Annotated in this window: 15 protein-coding genes; 10 read left to right on the plus strand and 5 right to left on the minus strand. The window is 64.8% G+C overall.

Going from position 1 to position 19,327, the window contains the following annotated elements:
- Position 1: 1 nt before the first annotated feature.
- Complete coding sequence (locus C480_RS05060) at positions 2-703, minus strand: phosphoribosyltransferase (RefSeq protein ID WP_006664545.1); 702 nt, start codon at positions 701-703, stop codon at positions 2-4.
- Between the two features lie 135 nt (positions 704-838).
- Here C480_RS05060 and C480_RS05065 point away from each other — a divergent pair, with 135 nt between their 5' ends.
- From C480_RS05065 to C480_RS05100, 8 genes are all read left to right on the plus strand, one after another.
- A complete protein-coding gene (locus C480_RS05065) occupies positions 839-2,209 on the plus strand; it encodes a chymotrypsin family serine protease (RefSeq protein ID WP_006664546.1) in 1,371 nt (456 codons plus the stop codon).
- Between the two features lie 118 nt (positions 2,210-2,327).
- Positions 2,328-3,773, plus strand: a complete 1,446-nt coding sequence (thiC, locus tag C480_RS05070) for a phosphomethylpyrimidine synthase ThiC (protein WP_049903242.1) — start codon at positions 2,328-2,330, stop codon at positions 3,771-3,773.
- A gap of 66 nt (positions 3,774-3,839) precedes the next feature.
- A complete protein-coding gene (locus C480_RS05075) occupies positions 3,840-4,769 on the plus strand; it encodes a PhzF family phenazine biosynthesis protein (protein WP_006664548.1) in 930 nt (309 codons plus the stop codon).
- Between the two features lie 132 nt (positions 4,770-4,901).
- Positions 4,902-7,253, plus strand: a complete 2,352-nt coding sequence (gene ppsA / locus C480_RS05080) for a phosphoenolpyruvate synthase (RefSeq protein ID WP_006664549.1) — start codon at positions 4,902-4,904, stop codon at positions 7,251-7,253.
- A 72-nt stretch (positions 7,254-7,325) separates the two neighbouring features.
- The gene (mfnA, locus tag C480_RS05085) at positions 7,326-8,546 is read left to right on the plus strand and encodes a tyrosine decarboxylase MfnA (RefSeq protein ID WP_006664550.1); all 1,221 of its coding nucleotides are present in this window, start codon (positions 7,326-7,328) and stop codon (positions 8,544-8,546) included.
- Positions 8,547-8,896: 350 nt separating this feature from the next.
- On the plus strand, positions 8,897-11,050 hold the full coding sequence (metG, locus tag C480_RS05090) for a methionine--tRNA ligase (protein WP_006664551.1): 2,154 nt from the start codon (positions 8,897-8,899) through the stop codon (positions 11,048-11,050).
- A gap of 323 nt (positions 11,051-11,373) precedes the next feature.
- Positions 11,374-13,128, plus strand: a complete 1,755-nt coding sequence (gene pyk / locus C480_RS05095; protein WP_006664552.1) for a pyruvate kinase — start codon at positions 11,374-11,376, stop codon at positions 13,126-13,128.
- Between the two features lie 141 nt (positions 13,129-13,269).
- Positions 13,270-13,695 (plus strand): DUF7312 domain-containing protein, encoded by a 426-nt coding sequence (locus C480_RS05100; protein ID WP_006664553.1) that lies wholly within the window; start codon positions 13,270-13,272, stop codon positions 13,693-13,695.
- 25 nt (positions 13,696-13,720) lie between these two features.
- Here the strand turns inward: C480_RS05100 and C480_RS05105 are convergent, their stop codons facing one another.
- Positions 13,721-14,188 (minus strand): DUF892 family protein, encoded by a 468-nt coding sequence (locus C480_RS05105; RefSeq protein WP_006664554.1) that lies wholly within the window; start codon positions 14,186-14,188, stop codon positions 13,721-13,723.
- Positions 14,189-14,321: 133 nt separating this feature from the next.
- On the opposite strand from C480_RS05105, the gene C480_RS05110 reads away from it, so the two are divergent.
- Positions 14,322-15,173 (plus strand): hypothetical protein, encoded by an 852-nt coding sequence (locus tag C480_RS05110; RefSeq protein WP_241433786.1) that lies wholly within the window; start codon positions 14,322-14,324, stop codon positions 15,171-15,173.
- A complete protein-coding gene (locus C480_RS05115; RefSeq protein WP_006664556.1) occupies positions 15,170-15,853 on the plus strand; it encodes a cyclase family protein in 684 nt (227 codons plus the stop codon). The genes C480_RS05110 and C480_RS05115 overlap by 4 nt, the downstream gene beginning before the upstream one ends.
- A gap of 17 nt (positions 15,854-15,870) precedes the next feature.
- Here C480_RS05115 and C480_RS05120 read toward each other — a convergent pair whose 3' ends face one another.
- The 3 genes from C480_RS05120 to sppA all read right to left on the minus strand — a co-directional run bounded on the left by C480_RS05120 (position 15,871) and on the right by sppA (position 19,277).
- Positions 15,871-16,602 carry a diphthine--ammonia ligase gene (locus tag C480_RS05120; RefSeq protein WP_006664557.1) on the minus strand — a complete coding sequence of 244 codons (732 nt, stop codon included), beginning with the start codon at positions 16,600-16,602 and terminating at the stop codon, positions 15,871-15,873.
- Between the two features lie 48 nt (positions 16,603-16,650).
- On the minus strand, positions 16,651-18,123 hold the full coding sequence (locus tag C480_RS05125; protein WP_006664558.1) for a DUF373 family protein: 1,473 nt from the start codon (positions 18,121-18,123) through the stop codon (positions 16,651-16,653).
- Between the two features lie 152 nt (positions 18,124-18,275).
- Positions 18,276-19,277: a signal peptide peptidase SppA gene (gene sppA, locus C480_RS05130; protein ID WP_049903333.1), complete on the minus strand. Its 1,002-nt coding sequence runs from the start codon at positions 19,275-19,277 to the stop codon at positions 18,276-18,278.
- Positions 19,278-19,327 lie beyond the last annotated feature (50 nt).

Raw genomic sequence — 19,327 nt, forward strand, 5'->3', positions numbered from 1 at the left:
CCTACGAATCGCTACAAAGCGCCCACTCTCCGTGGTCGCGCATCTCGAGTTCCTCTCGGCGTTCCATCTCCGAAAGGACTTCCGTGAGCCGGTTCGGCTGGGCGATTTCCATCTCGATCCGTTCGATCCCGTGGAACTCGGTGAGATAGTGGCGCAGATCCTCCTGCGAGAACGTCTCCTGGTCGGCTTGCTCCATCGCGCTCGAGAGCAGGTCGATCATATCTTCGATGAAGTTCCAGGGGTAGACGACCCAGGTCCAGGTCTCTAGTTGTTCGCCGACGTAGTCCGGATCGAACTCGCTCGTGCCGAGCAGTTGCAGGGTTGCAGTGCGGACCTCGCCAGCGTTTCGGTCCTCGACGTACTCGTATGCGCGTTTGATCGAGCCGCCGGTGTCGGCGATGTCGTCGATGATCAACACGTCCTTGCCTTCGACGCTGCCCTCCGGCATCGGATACCGGACGGTCGGCTCGCCCGACTTCTCCGCCGTCCCGACGTAGTGTTCCATCTTCAGGCTCGTCAGGTCGTTCAGGCCGAGGAAGTCACACAGACACCGTCCCGCGAACCAGCCACCGCGTGCGAGGGCGACGATGACGTCCGGTTCGAACTCGTCGCGGCGAACGTCGTCGCTGACGTCGCGACAGAGGCTGTAAATGTACTCCCAGTTCGTAATCGTACAGTCGAAATCGTCCGGTAGATCGGACATCTGGTGGCCACCTACTCGGGACAGAATGGGGCGACCATTATAAGTGGGCTGAAAGACGCCTCGTTTATCCGTCTTAGACTATCGTGTAATAATATCCAGCTATAACTAACGGTATCACGAACGGTTACGTGACCGATGCCCTCGACACCAGACTACGAGTTCTTACTCGAGTGCGAGAACGTGATCGGCGTCGACTACGACGAGGACGCAGAGCAACTCACGGTGTTCGTCTCGCAGAAGCGGCCGAAATCGGCGCTCGACGCCGCGGACGACGTGGAAACCCGTCTGGCCGATGCCGGGGACGACGTGGACGTGACGGTCGTCGACGCGGGCTACGACGAGACGCGCGAAGGGTTCGACGCGCTGGATGCGAACACCGAAACGGATACGGAACCGATCGAGGCGGTCCCCGAGGCTGCGCCCGGTCGGCAGGACCGCCACCGGCCCGTCCCCGGTGGCGTCAGCGAAATCAACGCCAATTCGACGGCCGCCACCGCCGGGCCGTATCCGGCCCGCGTCGACGACCCGGAGGCGTCGGCCGCGCGCTGGCGCGAAGACGTGGCCGCGGGCGACCTCGTCCGACTGGCGAACAACCACACCTACGCCCGCTCGAACGCGGCCGAATTCGGCGAGCCGATCCTCCAACCCTCGCCACAGGACGGCGGCACCGCCGACGCCGACGCGGTCGGCGAACTCGTCGGCTACGTTCCGATCGAAGACGACGGGCGCGTCGACGTCGCCGCCCGCTCGATCGATCCCGAACAGGAGACGGCGACGTACTACGAACTCGACGAGTCGTGGCCGACCGGCGTCTACCGGGACGACTACGCCGCACTCCGGGGCGAAACGGTGACGAAAACGGGCCGCACGTCGGGCGTCACGAGCGCCGAACTCGAGGCCACGAGCGCGAGCGTCCGCGTGGATATCGGCGATCAAGAGCCCGCGTTGTTCCGCGAGCAACTCGTCGCCGGGCCGCTGTCCGAACCCGGCGACAGCGGCTCGCCGGTCTTCCTCGACGACGGCGCGCTCGTCGGCCTGCTTTTTGCCGGCTCGAGCCAACAAACGATCTGTAATCGGATCGCGGCCGTCGAAACCGAACTCGGCGTCGAGGTGCTGACCGCCGAACCGGACGAGGAATCCGAGAGCGGCACTGGCCCGGAGCCGACGGCGTCCGTGCCGGTCTACACGACGACGATGGATCACACCATCGACGTGGATCTGGCGGTCGAGACGCCGTCGCCGACGCTCGACTCCCTCTCGTTCGGCGGCAAAATCCGGTCGGGCGACTCCGTCGACGTGACTGCCACGATCACCGCCGTGCCGGGAACCTACTGGCTCGCGATCGATGGGGAACGAACGACGGTGACGGTTCCAGAAACGGAGCGCGAGGCGGAAAACGAAACGAGGACAGCAGCGGCGACGGTCACGGTTTCGATACCCGACGAGCCCGACGACTCGCTGTCGCTTCGTGTTCGGGGAGGGCCGGTCGGCTCGCTCGACCAGTAGCCAGCGCCGTTCGAGTTTTTCCCAGTATTCCCCGTATTTCTGCCATAGAGTGGATTCTATCGGCGTATTAGCCTAGAAGGACAGTTATTTATAACTCGATAGTACAACCTAGTTATCGATGCCATCCACCCAGCTAGCAGCCGCCCGCGAGGGAACGGTTACCGACGAGATGGAACGCGTCGCCGACCGCGAGAACCGCGACCCCGAGTTCGTCCGCCAGCAGGTCGCCGAGGGACAGGCCGTGATCCCGGCCAACCGACACCACGACGCGCTCGACCCGATGACGATCGGCCGCGAGTTCGCCACGAAGGTCAACGCCAACATCGGCAACAGTGAGACGACGAGCGATCGCGACACCGAACTCGAGAAGCTTCACACGGCGGTTCACTACGGTGCGGATACCGTGATGGACCTCAGCACGGGCACCGATCTGGACGAGATTCGGGAGATGCAGATCGAGCACTCGCCGGTCCCGATCGGGACGGTGCCGCTGTACGAGGCCGTCAAGCGGGCCGGAAGCCCCGAAGACATCACGACGGAGTTGCTGCTCGACGTCATCGAAAAGCAGGCGAAACAGGGCGTCGACTACATGACGATCCACGCCGGCATCCTGGCGGAACACCTGCCGCTGACGGACGGCCGCACGACCGGGATCGTCTCCCGCGGCGGGTCGATCATGGCGAAGTGGATGGAAGAACGCGGCGAGCAAAACCCGCTCTTTCAGGTCTACGACGACATCTGCGAGATTTTCGCCGACCACGACGTGACGTTCAGCCTCGGGGACAGCCTCCGCCCCGGCAGTATCGCCGACGCCTGCGACGAGGCCCAGTACGCTGAACTCGACACCCTCGGCGACCTGACCCGGCGCGCCTGGGAATACGACGTGCAGGTGATGGTCGAAGGGCCGGGCCACATCCCGATGCACAAGGTCGCCGAGAACGTCGAGCGCCAGCAGGAGGTCTGCGACGGCGCGCCCTTCTACGTCCTCGGGCCGCTGGTGACCGACATCGCCCCCGGCTACGACCACATCACGAGTTCGATCGGCGCGGCGATGGCAGCCCAGGCCGGGGCGGCGATGCTCTGTTACGTGACGCCGAAAGAGCACCTCGGGCTGCCCGAGGAAGAGGACGTTCGCGAGGGACTGGCGGCGTACCGGATCGCCGCCCACGCGGGCGATATCGGCACCGGTCGGGAGGGCGCTCGCGACTGGGACGATGCGCTCTCGACGGCTCGGTACGAGTTCGACTGGCGCGAGCAGTTCCGCCTCGCGCTCGATCCCGACCGCGCGCGAGAGTACCACGATCAGACGCTTCCGGGGGACAACTACAAGGAGGCGCGCTTTTGCTCGATGTGCGGCGTCGAGTTCTGTTCGATGCGCATCGATCAGGATGCGCGCGAAGCCGGCGAAATGAGCGACCTCGAGACCGAGACGGATCTCGACGCATCCCCGGCGGCCGAGGTCAATCTGCCGCCGGTCGGGACCCACGCCGGCAGCGGAGCGTCGGCGACTGAACTCGATTCGGTAGCACCGCAGTCGGAGACCGAGCCCTCGGAGAGCGACTGACGGGTAACGGGCCGCATCGACGCGACGAGTCAAAAGGCCGAAGACTCTGCGAGCGTATCTCCGAATATGCCCACCGATTCTGCCGCCGGGAGCGCGCGGACGACCCGCGTCCTGCAGGTCGACGCCTTCACCGACGAACCGCTGGCCGGCAACCCCGCCGGCGTCGTGCCGGCTGCCGACGACCTCTCGACGGCCCAGATGCAGGCTATCGCCGACGAGATGGCCCTCAGCGAAACGGCCTTCCTCCAAGAAAGCGACGAGGCCGACTACCGCGTGCAGTACTTCACGCCAACCCAGGAAGTCGACCTCTGCGGGCACGCCACGATCGGCAGTTTCGCTCACCTCCACGACGAGGGCCTCGAGTCCGGCACGACGACGCTCGAGACAAACGTCGGCGTGCTCGACATCGACATCGACGCCGACGGAACGGTCTGGATGACCCAGGATGCGCCCCAGATCCGCGAGGTCGACGCCGGATACGACCGCGTCGCCGACGCCCTCGGCGTCGAACAGGCCGCGCTCGAAGGGGCGCGCGACGACATCCCGCTCGCCGTCTCTTCGACCGGCCTCCCCTTCCTGATCGTCCCGATCACGTACCTCTCTGACCTCGGCAACGCGACGCCCGATATGGGCGCGATCGAAGACCTCGCCGACGAGTTCAGCGCGGCCGGCGTCTATCTCTTCACCTTCGACGCGCTCGACGCCGACTCGACGCTGCACGGCCGAATGTTCGCACCCGGGGCCGGCGTCCCCGAAGACCCGGTTACCGGCACGGCCAGCGGCGCTGTCACCGCCTACCTCGATCGCTTCGGCGCGTTCGACGACGACCTGCCCGCGGAACTCCGCCTCGAGCAAGGCCACTACGTCGACCGGCCCGGATACGTCCGCGCTGAACTCGACGGACCGACGGTCCGGGTCGGCGGTCGTGGTGTAACGGTACTCGATGGATCGATTGCCGTTCCTGACGACGACGAGGATGAGATTCTCGAGGCCTGAATCGTCCGCTTCTCTGACGGAAACCACGGCGAAATTCGCCGCTCTGCGGAAGTGTTCATTCGGTTCTGAGTAGCGAATCGTGCGGATCGTTCGCAACCTTCTTTATCGGGTCCCCTGTCCACACAACTACAGATGGCTGTACTCTGGCTGGACGAAATCAACGCCGGCGATCTCGAGAAGGTCGGCGGCAAAGGCGCCTCTCTGGGCGAGCTTACCGGAGCCGGGCTCCCCGTACCGCCGGGCTTCGTCGTCACCGCCGGGACCTACCGGTCGTTCATCGAAGCGGCCGGCATCGACGAGGAACTGTTCGCGGCGGTCGATGTCGACGTCGAGGATTCGGCCGCGCTCGCGGACGCCGCCGACCGCGCGCAGGAACTCATCCTCGAGACGCCGTTCCCCGAGGACCTGCGCGAGGAGATTCTCGAGTCCTATTCCGAGGTCGGCGACGGGGACGCCTTCGTCGCCGTTCGCTCCTCCGCGACGGCGGAAGACCTGCCCGACGCCTCCTTCGCGGGCCAGCAGGAGACGTTCCTCAACGTCACCGAGGAAAACCTGCTCGAACGAGTTCGGGAGTGTTGGGCCTCCCTCTTTACGCAACGGGCGATCTACTACCGCCAGGAGCAGGGCTTCGACCATTCCGCGGTCAACATCGCGGTCGTCGTCCAGCAGATGGTCGACGCCGAGAAGTCCGGCGTGATGTTCACCAGCCACCCCTCGACCGGCGATCCGACGATGATCATCGAGGCCGCCTGGGGACTCGGCGAGGCGGTCGTCTCCGGGGCCGTCTCTCCGGACAACTACATCGTCAGCCGCGACGACCGCTCGATCGAATACACCGTCGCCGAGAAGAAGGTGATGCACGTCAAGGACGAGGCAACCGGCGAAACCGTCGAGCGGGAGGTTCCCCAGGACGAACGGAACGCCCGCGTCATCGACGATGCGGAGATCGATACCCTCGTCGACCTCGGGGAACGCGTCGAGAACCACTACGACGATCCGCAGGACGTCGAGTGGGCGATCGCCGACGGCGAGGTCTTCATGCTCCAGTCGCGCCCGATCACGACGATCGACGACGAGAGCGCGGCCGACGCCGCCACGGGATCGGGTGCCGGCGGCGCGGACGCGGCACAGGGCCTTACCGACGGCAGCGGCGGCGTGCAGGCGGCCGGCGGCAGCGACGCTGAGGACTCGACCGCGGACGCTGGCACCGGCGATGTCATCGTCGACGGCCTCGGATCGAGCCCCGGCACGGTCAGCGGAGCCGCTCGCATCGTCACGAAACTCGACGACCTGGACAAGGTCAGCGACGGCGACATCATCGTCACCGAGATGACCATGCCCGACATGGTCCCCGCGATGAAACGCGCCGCGGGAATCGTCACCGACGAGGGCGGCATGACCAGCCACGCCGCCATCGTCTCGCGCGAACTCGGCGTCCCCGCCGTCGTCGGCACGACCAACGCCACGACCGTCCTCGAGGACGGCCGCGTCATCACCTTAGACGGAGACAAGGGCGCGATTCTCGAAGGCCAGGAAGTCGAACCCGAAGAGGAGACCGAACCCGTCGAGGAGGTCCGCCCACAATCACCGGTCAAGCCGATGACCGCAACCGAGGTAAAGGTCAACGTCTCCATCCCCGAGGCCGCCGAACGCGCCGCCGCGACCGGCGCCGACGGCGTCGGCCTCCTGCGCATGGAACACATGATCCTCTCGCTGAACCAGACGCCCGCGAAGTTCATCGAGGAACACGGCGAGGACGACTACATTACCGAACTCGTCGAGGGCATCCGCGGCGTCGCCGACGAGTTCTATCCGCGTCCGGTTCGCGTTCGAACCCTCGACGCGCCGACCGACGAGTTCCGCCAGCTCGAGGGCGGCGCGGACGAACCCGAGGAACACAATCCGATGCTCGGCTACCGGGGCATCCGTCGTTCGCTCGATCGCCCCGACGTGTTCGCTCACGAACTCGAGGCGTTCCGTCGGCTCTACGAGATGGGCTACGACAACGTCGAGATCATGTTCCCGCTGGTCAACGACGCCGAGGACGTCTATCGGGCTAAGAAGCTCATGACCGAGGCCGGCATCGACCCCGACAAACGCAAGTGGGGCGTGATGATCGAAACGCCGGCTTCGGCACTGGCGGTCGAAGAGATGGCCGACGCGGGCATCGATTTCGCCTCCTTCGGCACCAACGACCTCACCCAGTACACGCTCGCAGTCGACCGCAACAACGAACACGTCGCCGACCGGTTCGACGAACTCCACCCCTCGGTCCTGCGCCTGATCGGCGACGTGATCGAGACGTGTCGCGAACGCGATGTCGATACGAGCATCTGCGGGCAGGCCGGCTCCAAGCCCGAGATGGTCCAGTTCCTCGTCAACGAGGGCATCAACTCGGTCTCGGCGAACATCGACGCCGTCCGCGACGTCCAGCACGAGGTCAAACGCGTCGAGCAGAAGTTGCTGCTGGATTCGGTTCGATAACCGCCCGGGCCCGGAACGGGTTCGAAATCCGACAACGCAACTACTAAACCGCCGACAGCCGACGTACGTGATATGCAAATCGAGCCCCAAGCGTTCGACCGGGTGCTCTCGTCGATGTGTACGGAGCCCCACCCGGTCGCACGGGAGGCGGCCGAACGATTTCTCGCGACGAACCCCGGCGATCCCGGGACGTACCCCGCGATTTCGTCACTCGAAGACGAGGCTATCGAGCGACTGGGCGAAATCGCCGGTCTCGCGGATCCAGCCGGATACGTCACGAGCGGTGGGACCGAAGCGAACATCCAGGCCGTCCGAATCGCCCGCGAACGCGCCGAGACGGCGACACCCACCATCGTCATGCCAGAATCCGGCCACTTTAGCTTTCAGAAGGCGGCCACCCTGCTCGAAGTCGACCTCCAACTCGTCCCCACCGACGACGACCACCGGGCCGACCTCGACGCCGTCCGCGCCTGCGTCGACGACGACACCGCCCTGATCGTCGGCGTCGCCGGCACCACCGAGTACGGCCGCGTCGACCCGATTCCCGAACTCGGCGACATAGCGCAGTCCGTCGACGCCATGCTCCACGTCGACGCCGCCTGGGGCGGTTTCGTCCTGCCGTTTACCGATCACGACTGGAACTTCGATCACGCCCCCGTCGACACCATGGCGATCGACCCCCACAAGATGGGCCAGGCCGCGGTTCCCGCCGGCGGCCTGCTCGTCCGAGAGGATACTCTCCTCGACGAACTCGCCGTCGACACGCCCTACCTCGAATCGACCTCGCAGGCGACGCTCACCGGAACGCGGTCCGGGGCCGGCGTCGCGAGCGCCGTCGCCGCGATGGACGAACTCTGGCCCGCAGGCTATCGCGAGCAGTATACCCGCTCGCAGGCCAACGCCGAGTGGCTCGCCGACGCGTTGACGGCGCGAGGCTACGACGTCGTCGCCCCCGAACTCCCGCTCGTCGCGGCCGACGTTCCCGCCGCGACCTTCGAGGCGCTTCGCGACGCGGGCTGGCGCATCTCCCGAACCGGCACCGACGACCTCCGCATCGTCTGCATGCCACACGTGACCCGCGAGATGCTCGAGGCGCTCGTCGCCGACCTCGACGACCTCGGCGGCCAACCGGGGACAGCCGGAACCGAAACCAGCCCCCGCCCGGCGGAAACTGGACCGGCGAGGACGAACCTGAACTCGGCGAGCCCCAGCGGCGGCTCCGAGACGGACCAGTCACGGACGTGCCGGAACGGACCGACACCGGGCAGCGCCGGCGACTCGAGTAGCGACTGACCGGCGCGACGAGAAAGGGCAGGGGGGACGGCTGAATACTGAAACGAATCGGTCCAACACACGTCAACGTTATAGAGCACGACTGCGTACGTATGCGTACGAATGACGACGCGTGCTGTCGACGCTGACTGTTCTCGTCCCATGCGGATGTAGCGACAGCGCCGTCTCCGGGTGGAGTGCCGCGAACGCGACCGGTCATACGGAATACAGGCTTCTCGTGGCGTCGAAACCCGGGTATCCGAGTTCAGCTGTTCGCCGGCTGTGTTCGCGGCTTGTGAGTGACAAGAAATGCATCCCGGCGAGAAATCGAAACCGGCGGGTTTTACGCCCGCGACCGACTGACCACGCATATGAGCACTACCAACGACGACTTTCCGACGGACCGTCCCGCGGTCGTGACCTGCGGGTTGCCCTACGCGAACGGCGACCTGCACATCGGTCACCTGCGGGGATACATCGGCGCTGACGCGTTCAGCCGTGCGCTCGAAACGCTCGGCCAGGAGACGGCCTACGTCTCCGGGTCGGACATGCACGGCACCCCGATCGCCGTCAACGCCGAGCAGGAGGGGGTCGATCCGGAGGAGTTCGCCCTGGAGTGGCACGAACAGTACGCCGAGACGTTCCCGAAGTTCAACGTCGAGTTCGATAACTACGGCCACACCCACGACGAGACGAACACGGAACTGACCCGGGAGATCGTCCGGACGCTGGACGAGGAGGGGTACATCTACGAGAAGGAGATCCAGGTCGCGTACGATCCGGATGCCGACCAGTATCTCCCGGATCGGTACGTCGAGGGAACCTGTCCCTACTGCGGCGCGAAGGCCCGCGGCGACGAGTGCGACGAGGGCTGTCAGCGCCACCTCGAACCGGGCGAAGTCGAGGAGCCGAAGAGTACGGTCACCGGGAACCCGGCGGAGTACCGCGGGCGCACGCACAAGTTCTTCGAGGTTTCCGAATTCGCGGACTTCCTGACCGAGTTCCTCGACGGACTGGAGGGGACCTCGAACGCACGCAACCAGCCCCGCCAGTGGATCGAAGAGGGGCTGCAAGACTGGTGTCTCACCCGCGACATGGAGTGGGGGATCGATTATCCGAACGGCGACAATGAGACGACCGAGGACATCGTCCTCTACGTCTGGGTCGACGCGCCGGTCGAGTACATCTCCTCCACGAAGCAGTACGCAGAGCGCGTCGGGACCGACGAGTACGACTGGCGGCGCGTCTGGGAGGACGACGGCGAAATCGTCCACATCATTGGCCGCGACATCATCCAGCACCACACCATCTTCTGGCCCGCGATGCTCGAGGGTGCCGACTACAACACGCCCCGCGCCGTCGCCGCGACCGGCTTCATCACGATCAACGGCAAGGGCCTCTCGACGAGTCGCAATCGTGCAATCTGGGCGAACGAATACCTTGACGAGGACCTTCACCCCGATCTGCTGCGGTACTACCTGACGACCACCGGCGGCCTCCAGCAGGACGTGGACTTTTCCTGGGACGCCTTCCAGGAGAAGGTCAACGGCGAGTTAGTGGGCACCGTCGGCAACTTCTGGTACCGCTCGCTGCTCTTTGCCTACCGCAACTACGAGGGCACCCCCGAGGCGGACGTCTCCGAAGAGGTGTCAGAGCGCATCGAAGGGGCGATCGGCGACACCCGAGAGGCCGTCAACGACTACTCGCTCCGGGACATCGGGCAGGCCGCGACCCAGCTCGCCCAGTTCGGCAACGAGTACATCCAGCGTAACGAACCCTGGAAGCTCACCGACGACGACCCCGAACGGGCCGCACAGGTCATTCGCGACTGCGTCCAGATCGCCAAGGCCGTCGGCGTCCTCCTCGAACCTATCGCACCAGAAAAGGCCCAGCGCCTCTGGGAACAACTGGGCGAAGACGGCGACATTGCGGACGCCCACCTCGAAGACGCGCTCGAGGCACCGCCCCGAACCTTCGACGAACCCGGTGAACTCTTCGCGAAGATCGAAGACGACCGCGTCGACGAACTCAACGAGAAACTCGCAGAACGCGTCGCGGCGGCGGGCGGCGATGAAGACGAAGACGAGGACGAGGACGAAGCCGAAGGCGAAGAGACGGAAACCGAAACCGACGACACCGCCTCGGACGAATCGGCTGCCATGGCAGACGCCACCGCGGACACCGACGCCCTCGAGCCGCTCATCGAGGACCGCATCGGTTTCGAAGACTTCCAAGAACTCGACATTCGCGTCGGGCGTATCGAGTCGGCCGAGGGAATCGACGGCGCGGACGACCTCGCGAAACTCGAAGTCGACATCGGCTTCGAAACCCGCCAGATCGTCGCCGGAATCAAGCAACTCCACGACCTCGACGAACTCCCTGGCGAGAAGTGCATCCTGCTCGCGAATATGGAACCCGCCGAGCTATTCGGCGTCGAATCCAACGGCATGATCCTCGCTGCAGGCGACGAGGCGGACCTGCTGACGACCCACGACGACGCCGTCGTCGGCGAAAAGGTGCAGTAGACGGCCGTTCGAGTTCACGGTCTCTATTTCGCTTCTGTGATCGCAATTGCTCACGCTCGCTTTCGAGACGACCTAGCGGCGATAACGGAAGCGACGCCAGCAGTACCGATCCTTGGTTACCGGACCCAGCATGAATATAAGAGTGACATGGGGACTAATATAGGAAAATTTTGGTCAAGGAGAACAGTAGCGCGTATATTGGGATTCGCTATTGGAATGAGTGTATCTAACATAACGGTTGCCGTGGCACATGACGGGAAAGGATACACTCGGCCCCGAGTAAGTCACCTATCTTTTTGCCCGTGCTCGCGATAGCACAAGGCATGAGAAACGCAAAGATCGTCTGTACGCTCGGGCCTGCCTCGAGCGATCGCCGGACGATCCGGAACCTCGCGGACGCCGGCATGTCGGTTGCTCGGCTGAACGCGAGTCACGGAACTCGAGAGGATCGTGCCGCACTCATCGACCGCGTTCGCTCGGTCGACGAGGAACGAGAGAAACCCGTCTCCGTCATGCTGGACATGCAGGGGCCGGAAATCCGGACTGCACCGCTCCCCGAGGGAGAGACGGTCACGCTCGAAACCGACTCGGAGATCAGGTTCGTCGAAGGGGACGATGCCACGCCCGAAACCGTCGGCCTCTCGCTGCCGGTTGGTGCCGTCGAACCGGGCGATCGAATTCTGCTCGACGACGGACTGATCGAGACGACCGTTCGCGAACGCGACGGCGACGCCGTGGTGGCACACGTCGATACGGGCGGCGAACTGGGCGGCCGAAAGGGCGTCAACGTCCCCGGTGTCGACCTGGATCTCGACGTCGTCACCGAGTCCGACCGCAGGGATCTCGAACTCGCCGCCGAGAAGGAAGTCGACTTCGTGGCGGCGAGTTTCGTCCGGGACACAGCGGACGTCTACGAGGTCAACGAGGTCATCGAGGACGCCGGCGCGGAGATTCCGATCATCTCGAAGATAGAACGCGCCGGTGCCGTCGACAACCTAGACGACATTATCGACGCCTCGGACGGGATCATGGTCGCTCGCGGCGACCTGGGCGTCGAATGTCCGATGGAGGACGTACCGATGATCCAGAAACGCATCATCCGCCGGTGTCGCGAGGCCGGTCTCCCGGTTATCACGGCGACGGAGATGCTCGATTCGATGGTCCACGCCCGCCGACCGACCCGAGCGGAGGCCTCGGACGTGGCAAACGCCGTCCTCGACGGTACCGACGGCGTCATGCTCTCCGCGGAGACCGCGATCGGCGACCACCCCGTCGCGGTCGTCGACGCGATGGACAGCATCGTCCGCGAGGTCGAACACTCCGAGGAGTACGCCGAACTCCTCGAACAGCGCGTTCCCGCCGCCGGCGAGGCTCGAACGGACGCCCTGGCACGCTCGGCGCGCTTTCTCGCCCGCGACATCGGTGCCGACGCCATCGTCGCGGCGACCGAATCCGGCTACACGGCGCTGAAAACCGCAAAGTACCGTCCCGGCGTCCCGGTCGTCGCCTCGACGCCCAGCCACCGCGTCCGCCGCCGGCTCGCCCTCTCGTGGGGCGTCACACCGCTGTACGCCGAAGTCTCCGATCAGGGAGCCGACGCCGTCGTCGAGAAAGCCGTCCAGGCCGCTCTGGAAGCCGGCGTCGCCGAAAGCGGTGATACCGTCGTCGTCCTCTGTGGCATGATGACCGAACTCGAGGGCGCGAATACGACGAACATGTTGAAGGTCCACGTCGCGGCGGAGGCGCTGACGACGGGCCGCGTCGTCGTCGAGGGCCGTGCGACCGGGCCGCTGGCACGAGTTCAGGATGGCGATCTCACCGACGTACCGGAGGGTGCCATCCTCGCGCTGCCGACGGAGTTCGACGCGGAGTTTACGGGCGATGTCTCGAAGATCGGTGGCATCGTCAACGCTCGGCGAGGGATGACGGGATATCCGGCGCTGGTAGCACGAGAGATGGACGTGCCGATGGTAAGCGGGGCGACGATTTCGGAGATGGAGGCGGGAACGGTCGTCACCATCGACGCGGAACGAGGAGTCGTCTACGAGGGCGACATTCGGGATCGAACGGATCGGTAGGAAGCGAGAGCGGGAACGCCGCTCGCGGTCGATCCTGGCCGCTGACCCTACCCGCGGGCAGACGAACGCGAGACGGGGCATACCAGGATCACCTGTGTTCGGGACGGCGGATTTTTGACGCCACGGCGAGTACGACACTGTATGGCAGATGAAACGTCCGGACCCGACAGCCGCGGAGACGACTGGGGCACGACGGAGACGGGTGTAACTGGGTCGGACGGATCGAAGGGTGCAGCCGACGAGTCGACCGATGGCGAGCACGGGGAGGCCGACGAGTGGGGGACAACCGCCGGGGCTGACCGGGCCCGTGACAGGGAACGGAGTGGTGCCGAAACGGAATCAGCCACCGAACGGATTCCGATCGACCTCTCCGCAAGAGGGACCGACGCGGAGAACCGAGATGACGAGCGCCACACCGGTGACGATGCGGACGACCCGTACGCACCCGAACCGAGTTCAGCGCCGGTCGAATCCGGCGATCCGTCCCTCGAACACATCATCTTCGTCGCGCTCGGTGCGGTGGCGACGATTCTCGTTCTCGCTCGCGTCGTGTTGGTTACGTTCTAGCGCCCGCCGTCCGGACTCTGGGCCCCTATACTTCCGTGCGTTCCTGCACTCGTTCGAGACCCGTCGTCGCCTCCGCTTTCGTCGTTTCGAGCGGCTCAACGACCTCGTCCGGCAGATTCATTCGATCCGCGAGTGCGAGCAGCGTCTCTAGCTTCGTGATCTCGAGTCGCTCGATCGACCGCCCGAGTTCAGCGTCGACGAGGTCGCCGAGGACCGGGTCCTGAACGTCTCCGACCAGGTCGTCGCGCTCGCTCCGGAGCGTATCAAGCATCTCGCTCTCGATGACGCCCGGATCGGCCTCGATCGCGTCGAAGATCGGTTCGATGCGGCCGAGTTGCTCCGTTGTCGTCTCGCTGTGGGCCATGTAGAACTCCTCGAGTTCTTCGTCGGTGGCGGCGTCGGCCAGTTCCGACTGGAGGTCCTCGAGTTCGCGTTCGATGTGATAGAACTCGCGCAGCGTCCGGATGAACAGATCGTGTTCGTTCTCGATCATACCAAAGACGGCAGTGCCGACTCGCAAAGGGATTGGGCCGTCGTGTGAAACCCGGCGCTTGCGGTCACGCCGTGACGCCGGTCATCTCAGTTAGTCTACCGAACGCCTATGTGATCGCAGCGTGACCGTCGAGGTGACGACACCAATACGTCGCCTCGCCACCGCCCTCCTCGTCGCGCTGCTCGTGACGGCTGCGGGCTGTAGCGCGTTCGAATCGTCGCCGGACGCCGAGGAACGGGAGCCACTCACCGTCGACGACGAACTCGCTCCCGGCCTTAGCGAGAGCGGGATCACCGACACTGTTGCGCTTTCGACCGCTCACCGCAGTGAACTCGAGAACGCCACCTTCGAACGGACACAGACGACGTATCGGTACGACGAACACGAAACCCTCAGCAACGTCGCGAACACGACACAGACCGTCACCGACGACGCAGCGTACTCCGTCCGAGAGAACGATCCCGAGTATATCGAAGCGAACGAAACACAGCACCCCATCCGCCGCCAAGAGTGGCGCTCAGCCGACGACGACCTCGGTCGCGTCACCGACGCGACTGGGGAGACGCACGTACTCTCTCAGACGGCCGGACCCGACTCGCCGAGTCTTCCAGTATCGATCCACAGATTCGACGAAGTCGAGCACTCGGTTGCCGTCGAACAGACCGCCGGAGGGGCCGAGCGCTACCGACTCACAGGAGCCGGAAATCTATCCGATGGGACGTTCATGGCGTTTAATACAACCATTACACCATCCGGAGTTATCGAAACCTACGAGATCAGCCTCCGATGGACGGTCGACGGTAACCAGCAGACACGAACAACCGTCGGCGAGTTCACCCGCGGCGACGACATCGAACTCGAAGAACCGGCGTGGGTCGACGACGCGCGGGCCGCACTCGAAGCCGAAACACAGTCGTTCGAGAGCGAAAGAGAGGGCGAGAGAGAGGGCGAGAGAGAAAGCGAAATGACCGACAGCGACCCATGACCTACTACGACCTTAGCCACTCGATTCGGTCCGGTATGCCCGTCTTCCCCGGCGATCCGCCGGTCGACATCACGCCGGCGGCAACGGTCGAAGATGACGGCTATCACGTTGCCGCACTCCACTGTGGCAGCCACACCGGGACACACATCGACGCGCCGAGCCACGTCTTCCGCGACGGATCTGCACTCGACTCGATTGCCGTCGACGAGTTCGTCTTCGACGCCCGACTCGTCGACTGTACCGGGAAATCGCCACGGGAATCGATCGAGGCGGCCGACTTACCCGCCCCGGACGGCACCGCGGATCTCCTGCTCTGTCACACCGGCTGGGACGAGTACTGGGGCACGGATCGGTACTTCGATCACCCGTACCTGACGCCGGGGGCCGCCGAACACTGTCGTGAGGCAGGCTGGAGCGTCGGTCTGGACACGCTTAATCCGGACCCGACGCCGACCGAGAACGCGACGGATTCGGAGCCGGCAGGCTTTCAAGCCCATCACACGCTGCTCGGGGACGGATCGTACGTCATCGAGAACCTGACCGGCCTCGAATCGCTGCCAGCGGAGGAGTCGATTGTCACGCTCGTCGCCTTTCCCCTCCCAATTACGGAGGCCGATGGGGCACCGATTCGAGCCGTCGCGATCGACTCGGACGACCAATTGGACGACGGTCCGTTCTGACGACGACTCGGTGCAGATTACGCGAGTTCAGCGTTCAGTATCCGTATCGTTCCACGCGTCCCGTCCCAGTCGGTCTCGTACTCGAGGTCGATCCGCCGATCCATATGCGGCCCGTCGACGACCAGCGTCTCGAACTCGCCGCCCTCGCCGAGAACGTGGACGCCGTACTCCTCGTTGAGCGTCTCGAGTTCGACGATGGCTTCGCGGTCGAGCGTACGCCCGAGCCACGACTCGTCGAGTCCGTAGGCCGCGGTTTGAATGATCTTGATCTCGAAGCCAGCGTCGAGCATCGCCTCGGCGAGCGCTCGCGGGTCTTCCTGCCACAGCGGTGCGAACAGCTCACAGTCGAGTCGATCGCACATCGCTTCGATGCGGTTCGTCTGGAACTCGCTCTCGACCGCACCAGCCGTGACGCCTGCGATGCCCCCGTCGAGATCCGCGTCCAGTTCCTCGAGGGCCGCTTCGAGCGGTTCGAGTTCGGCGTCGCCCTGGGCGCTCGAGTCGCGGGCGGTGTCGGCTTCGAGATCCGCGGGGTCGACATCGACGAGGTCGATGCCGATGCTCTCGGCCGCCAGCGCGGTGAGGTCGGTCGCGGGGACGTGGTACATATAGGAGTCCTCGGAGGGATGGACCGTGACGAGTCGGTCCACGTCGAGGCCGTTTTCGAGGGCTCGATACAGCGCCCACGACGAGTCCTTGCCACCGGAAAAGAGGCTCACCCACGCGCCGTCTGCGTCGCTGTCGCTCATAGCAGAGGGTGGGAGCGGGGGAGTAAATGCGTGACGAGTCGCGGGTGATTAGCGGTCTTCGGCATCGGGTTCGGACGCGTCCGTCTGGGTGTGCTCGCGGCCATCGTCAGATTCGTCCCCGCCCTCGGACTCGAGTTCCGGGTCGGCGTTCGAACCGGTGCGGGTATCTGCACTGCCAGCCCTAGCGTGCTGTCCAGTTTCGGTTTCAGTTTCGGTTTCACCGTCGCTGAACTCGGTGCTGTCGGCGTCGGTTACAACCTCGACGTCGGCTGACGGCGGTGTCGTCGACGCGGGTTGGTTTGATCCCGGTCCGCCGTCCGTGAGTTCTGATTGAGGACGGGTTCTCGGGTTCCCGTCACCGGTTCCTGAACCTGGTCCTGATCCTGACCCTGGGGACGAGCCGTCGTCCGAACTGCTCACTGCGGTTGCGATCCAGGCTCCGATCAGGCTCACCAGAATCGCGCTGATGACGAAGACGGCGAGCCGTTCGCCCGGCGCAAGCGAGAATCCCTCGACGGTCAGCGGCCCGAGTTCGGTCTCCACGATCGTAATCGAGGAGAGTAACTGCTGTTGTTCGAGGAAGTACGCGGAGAAGCCGCGGATGACGAGACCGACGGCGACGGCGATAAACGGGAGGTTGAGGTAGGATCGCCGAACCGGGTCTTCGCCGATGATCTCGTCTAACAGTCGCCCGGCGCTCGCGGTAAGGCCGGCCATCGTCAACCAGGGAACGCTGTCGAACGCGAACTGTACCGCAGGAATGCCGATTCCGGTGGAACCATCGAGATTCGAAACGCCGAGTGCGCCGACGAAGAAGCCAACGAGCGTGAGCCCCGCTGCAACGACGTAGGTGACGACCGAGACCTGTCCGGAGTAAAGCGACTCGCGCACCTGGTGTGCGAACCCGGTTATGATTTCGTCGATGCTGAACCCCTTGTAGAGCAAGAACAGGCCGATAACGGTCGTAATCGCGGCGGCCCCCTCTGCTGGGGCGACGACCATCGCAAGAATCGGGAAGACGAGCAACGTCAGTCCGAGTGGAACCAGAATCGTCTGTCGGAGTTCTTCGTCGGCGAGAAATTGCTTGAGCAGGTAGTACGTCGACTCGATATCCCGGGCCTGCCGAACGACGACCCGATCGACCGAGTCGACCTGAACGCGACTTTCGACGATCGGAACCAGCCGTTCGTCCTCGCCGCTGTCGATGACGACGACCGCCGAATCGGGGTCGTGCTGTGCAATGAGGTCGTCGAGCTGGCGGGCGACCGCCCTGTCCGCCGAGACCATCGACTCTCGGTCACCGGAGACGACCGCGACGATCGCCTCCTCGTTCTCGTCGCGGAGGTTCTGGCCGACCCGCAGCGTCTCGAGAAGCGTATTGACTCCCGAGTCCTCCGGGTCGGCAAGTCCGATATCGGTAACGAGAGCCCGAACAGCCTCCCAGCCGACGATCGGCGACTGAAGCCCGGTCTTCCGACCGACGTCGTCGGTCCGGTCGAGACAGACGACCAGCGTTGTCACGGTTATCCGTGCATTCCGTACGACGATAAAACCATTTATCGCAACGTGCCTGCGGGCTGCTCGCGGGCATACCCCCGTCCGCCGCAGTACTATGCATCACGCAAGTACCACGCGGTGGGCACCACTCCGAGTGGCGAGCAGCAAGCACCGACTCAGTTTCGCAACCGAAGCCGGAACTCGTGGTCGTCTGCGATCCCGGCAACCCCGGCCCCAAACGCGTATGCAACCCGCTGTGCTCCCGCTCCGAGGCGTGTCATCAACGGCCGTTCCGGCTCGAACTCTTCGACCGTCACCTCGTCCGTCCGAAGTCGCTCCGCCAACTCGTCTTCGAGTTCGCGTCGCGTCCCGAGCGTATCGACGAGCCCCAGTTCGTGGGCCTGCTCGCCGAGGTAGATCCGGGCTTCCGTCTCGCGGACGAACTCGGGTTCCAGATCGCGGCCGTCGCTGACCCGGTCGACGAACGTCTCGTAGTAATCGTCGATCAGTCCCTGGAGGTAGGCGCGTTCGTCCTCGTCGAGTTCTTTCAGCGGCGTGCCGGCGTCCTTGAACTCGCCGGCGGCAAAGCGCTCGTAGGAGAGGCCGACTTTTTCGGCGAACTCGCTGGCGTTGACCCGCGAGCCGATGACGCCGATCGAGCCGACGATCGAGCCGTCGCGCGCCCAGAGTTCGTCGCAGCCACTTGCGATCCAGTAGCCGCCGCTTGCACAGACGTCAGTCGTGTAGGCGATGGTCGGGCCGTCGAAGCGCTCGGCTGCGAGGCGAATGTCCTCGCTCGGAACGACCTCGCCGCCGGGCGTGTTCAGCTTCAGGAGGAGCGCGTCGACGTGGTCGTCCTCGTCGGCCCGGTCGATCTGATCGACGATGTCATCGGCCGGCGTCGACTGCGGGCGTGACGGGAGCGGTCCGCCACCGCCGTCGCGGGTGATCGGCCCGTCGATCGCAACCTCGGCGACGTCGTAGTCGGGAAACAGCGATGCTGCGATCGTCCCCGCAAACCGGATCCCGACGAGGATCACGCCGAGCGCGATCACGACGCCGAAGAGTTCGGCGAGCGTGGTGGGATAGACGAGGAATAGCCACAGACTGGCGATTACAACGACGACGGTCCCCGCGACGATGACGGCGAGTCGATTAGCTCGTTGCGCCTCGACCAACGGCTCCACCTCGGTTCATACTGCTCTGTCTGTGTGCTGTCCTGTTAATC

Origin of the sequence: Natrialba aegyptia DSM 13077, from assembly GCF_000337535.1 — an archaeon.
GTDB lineage: Archaea > Halobacteriota > Halobacteria > Halobacteriales > Natrialbaceae > Natrialba > Natrialba aegyptia.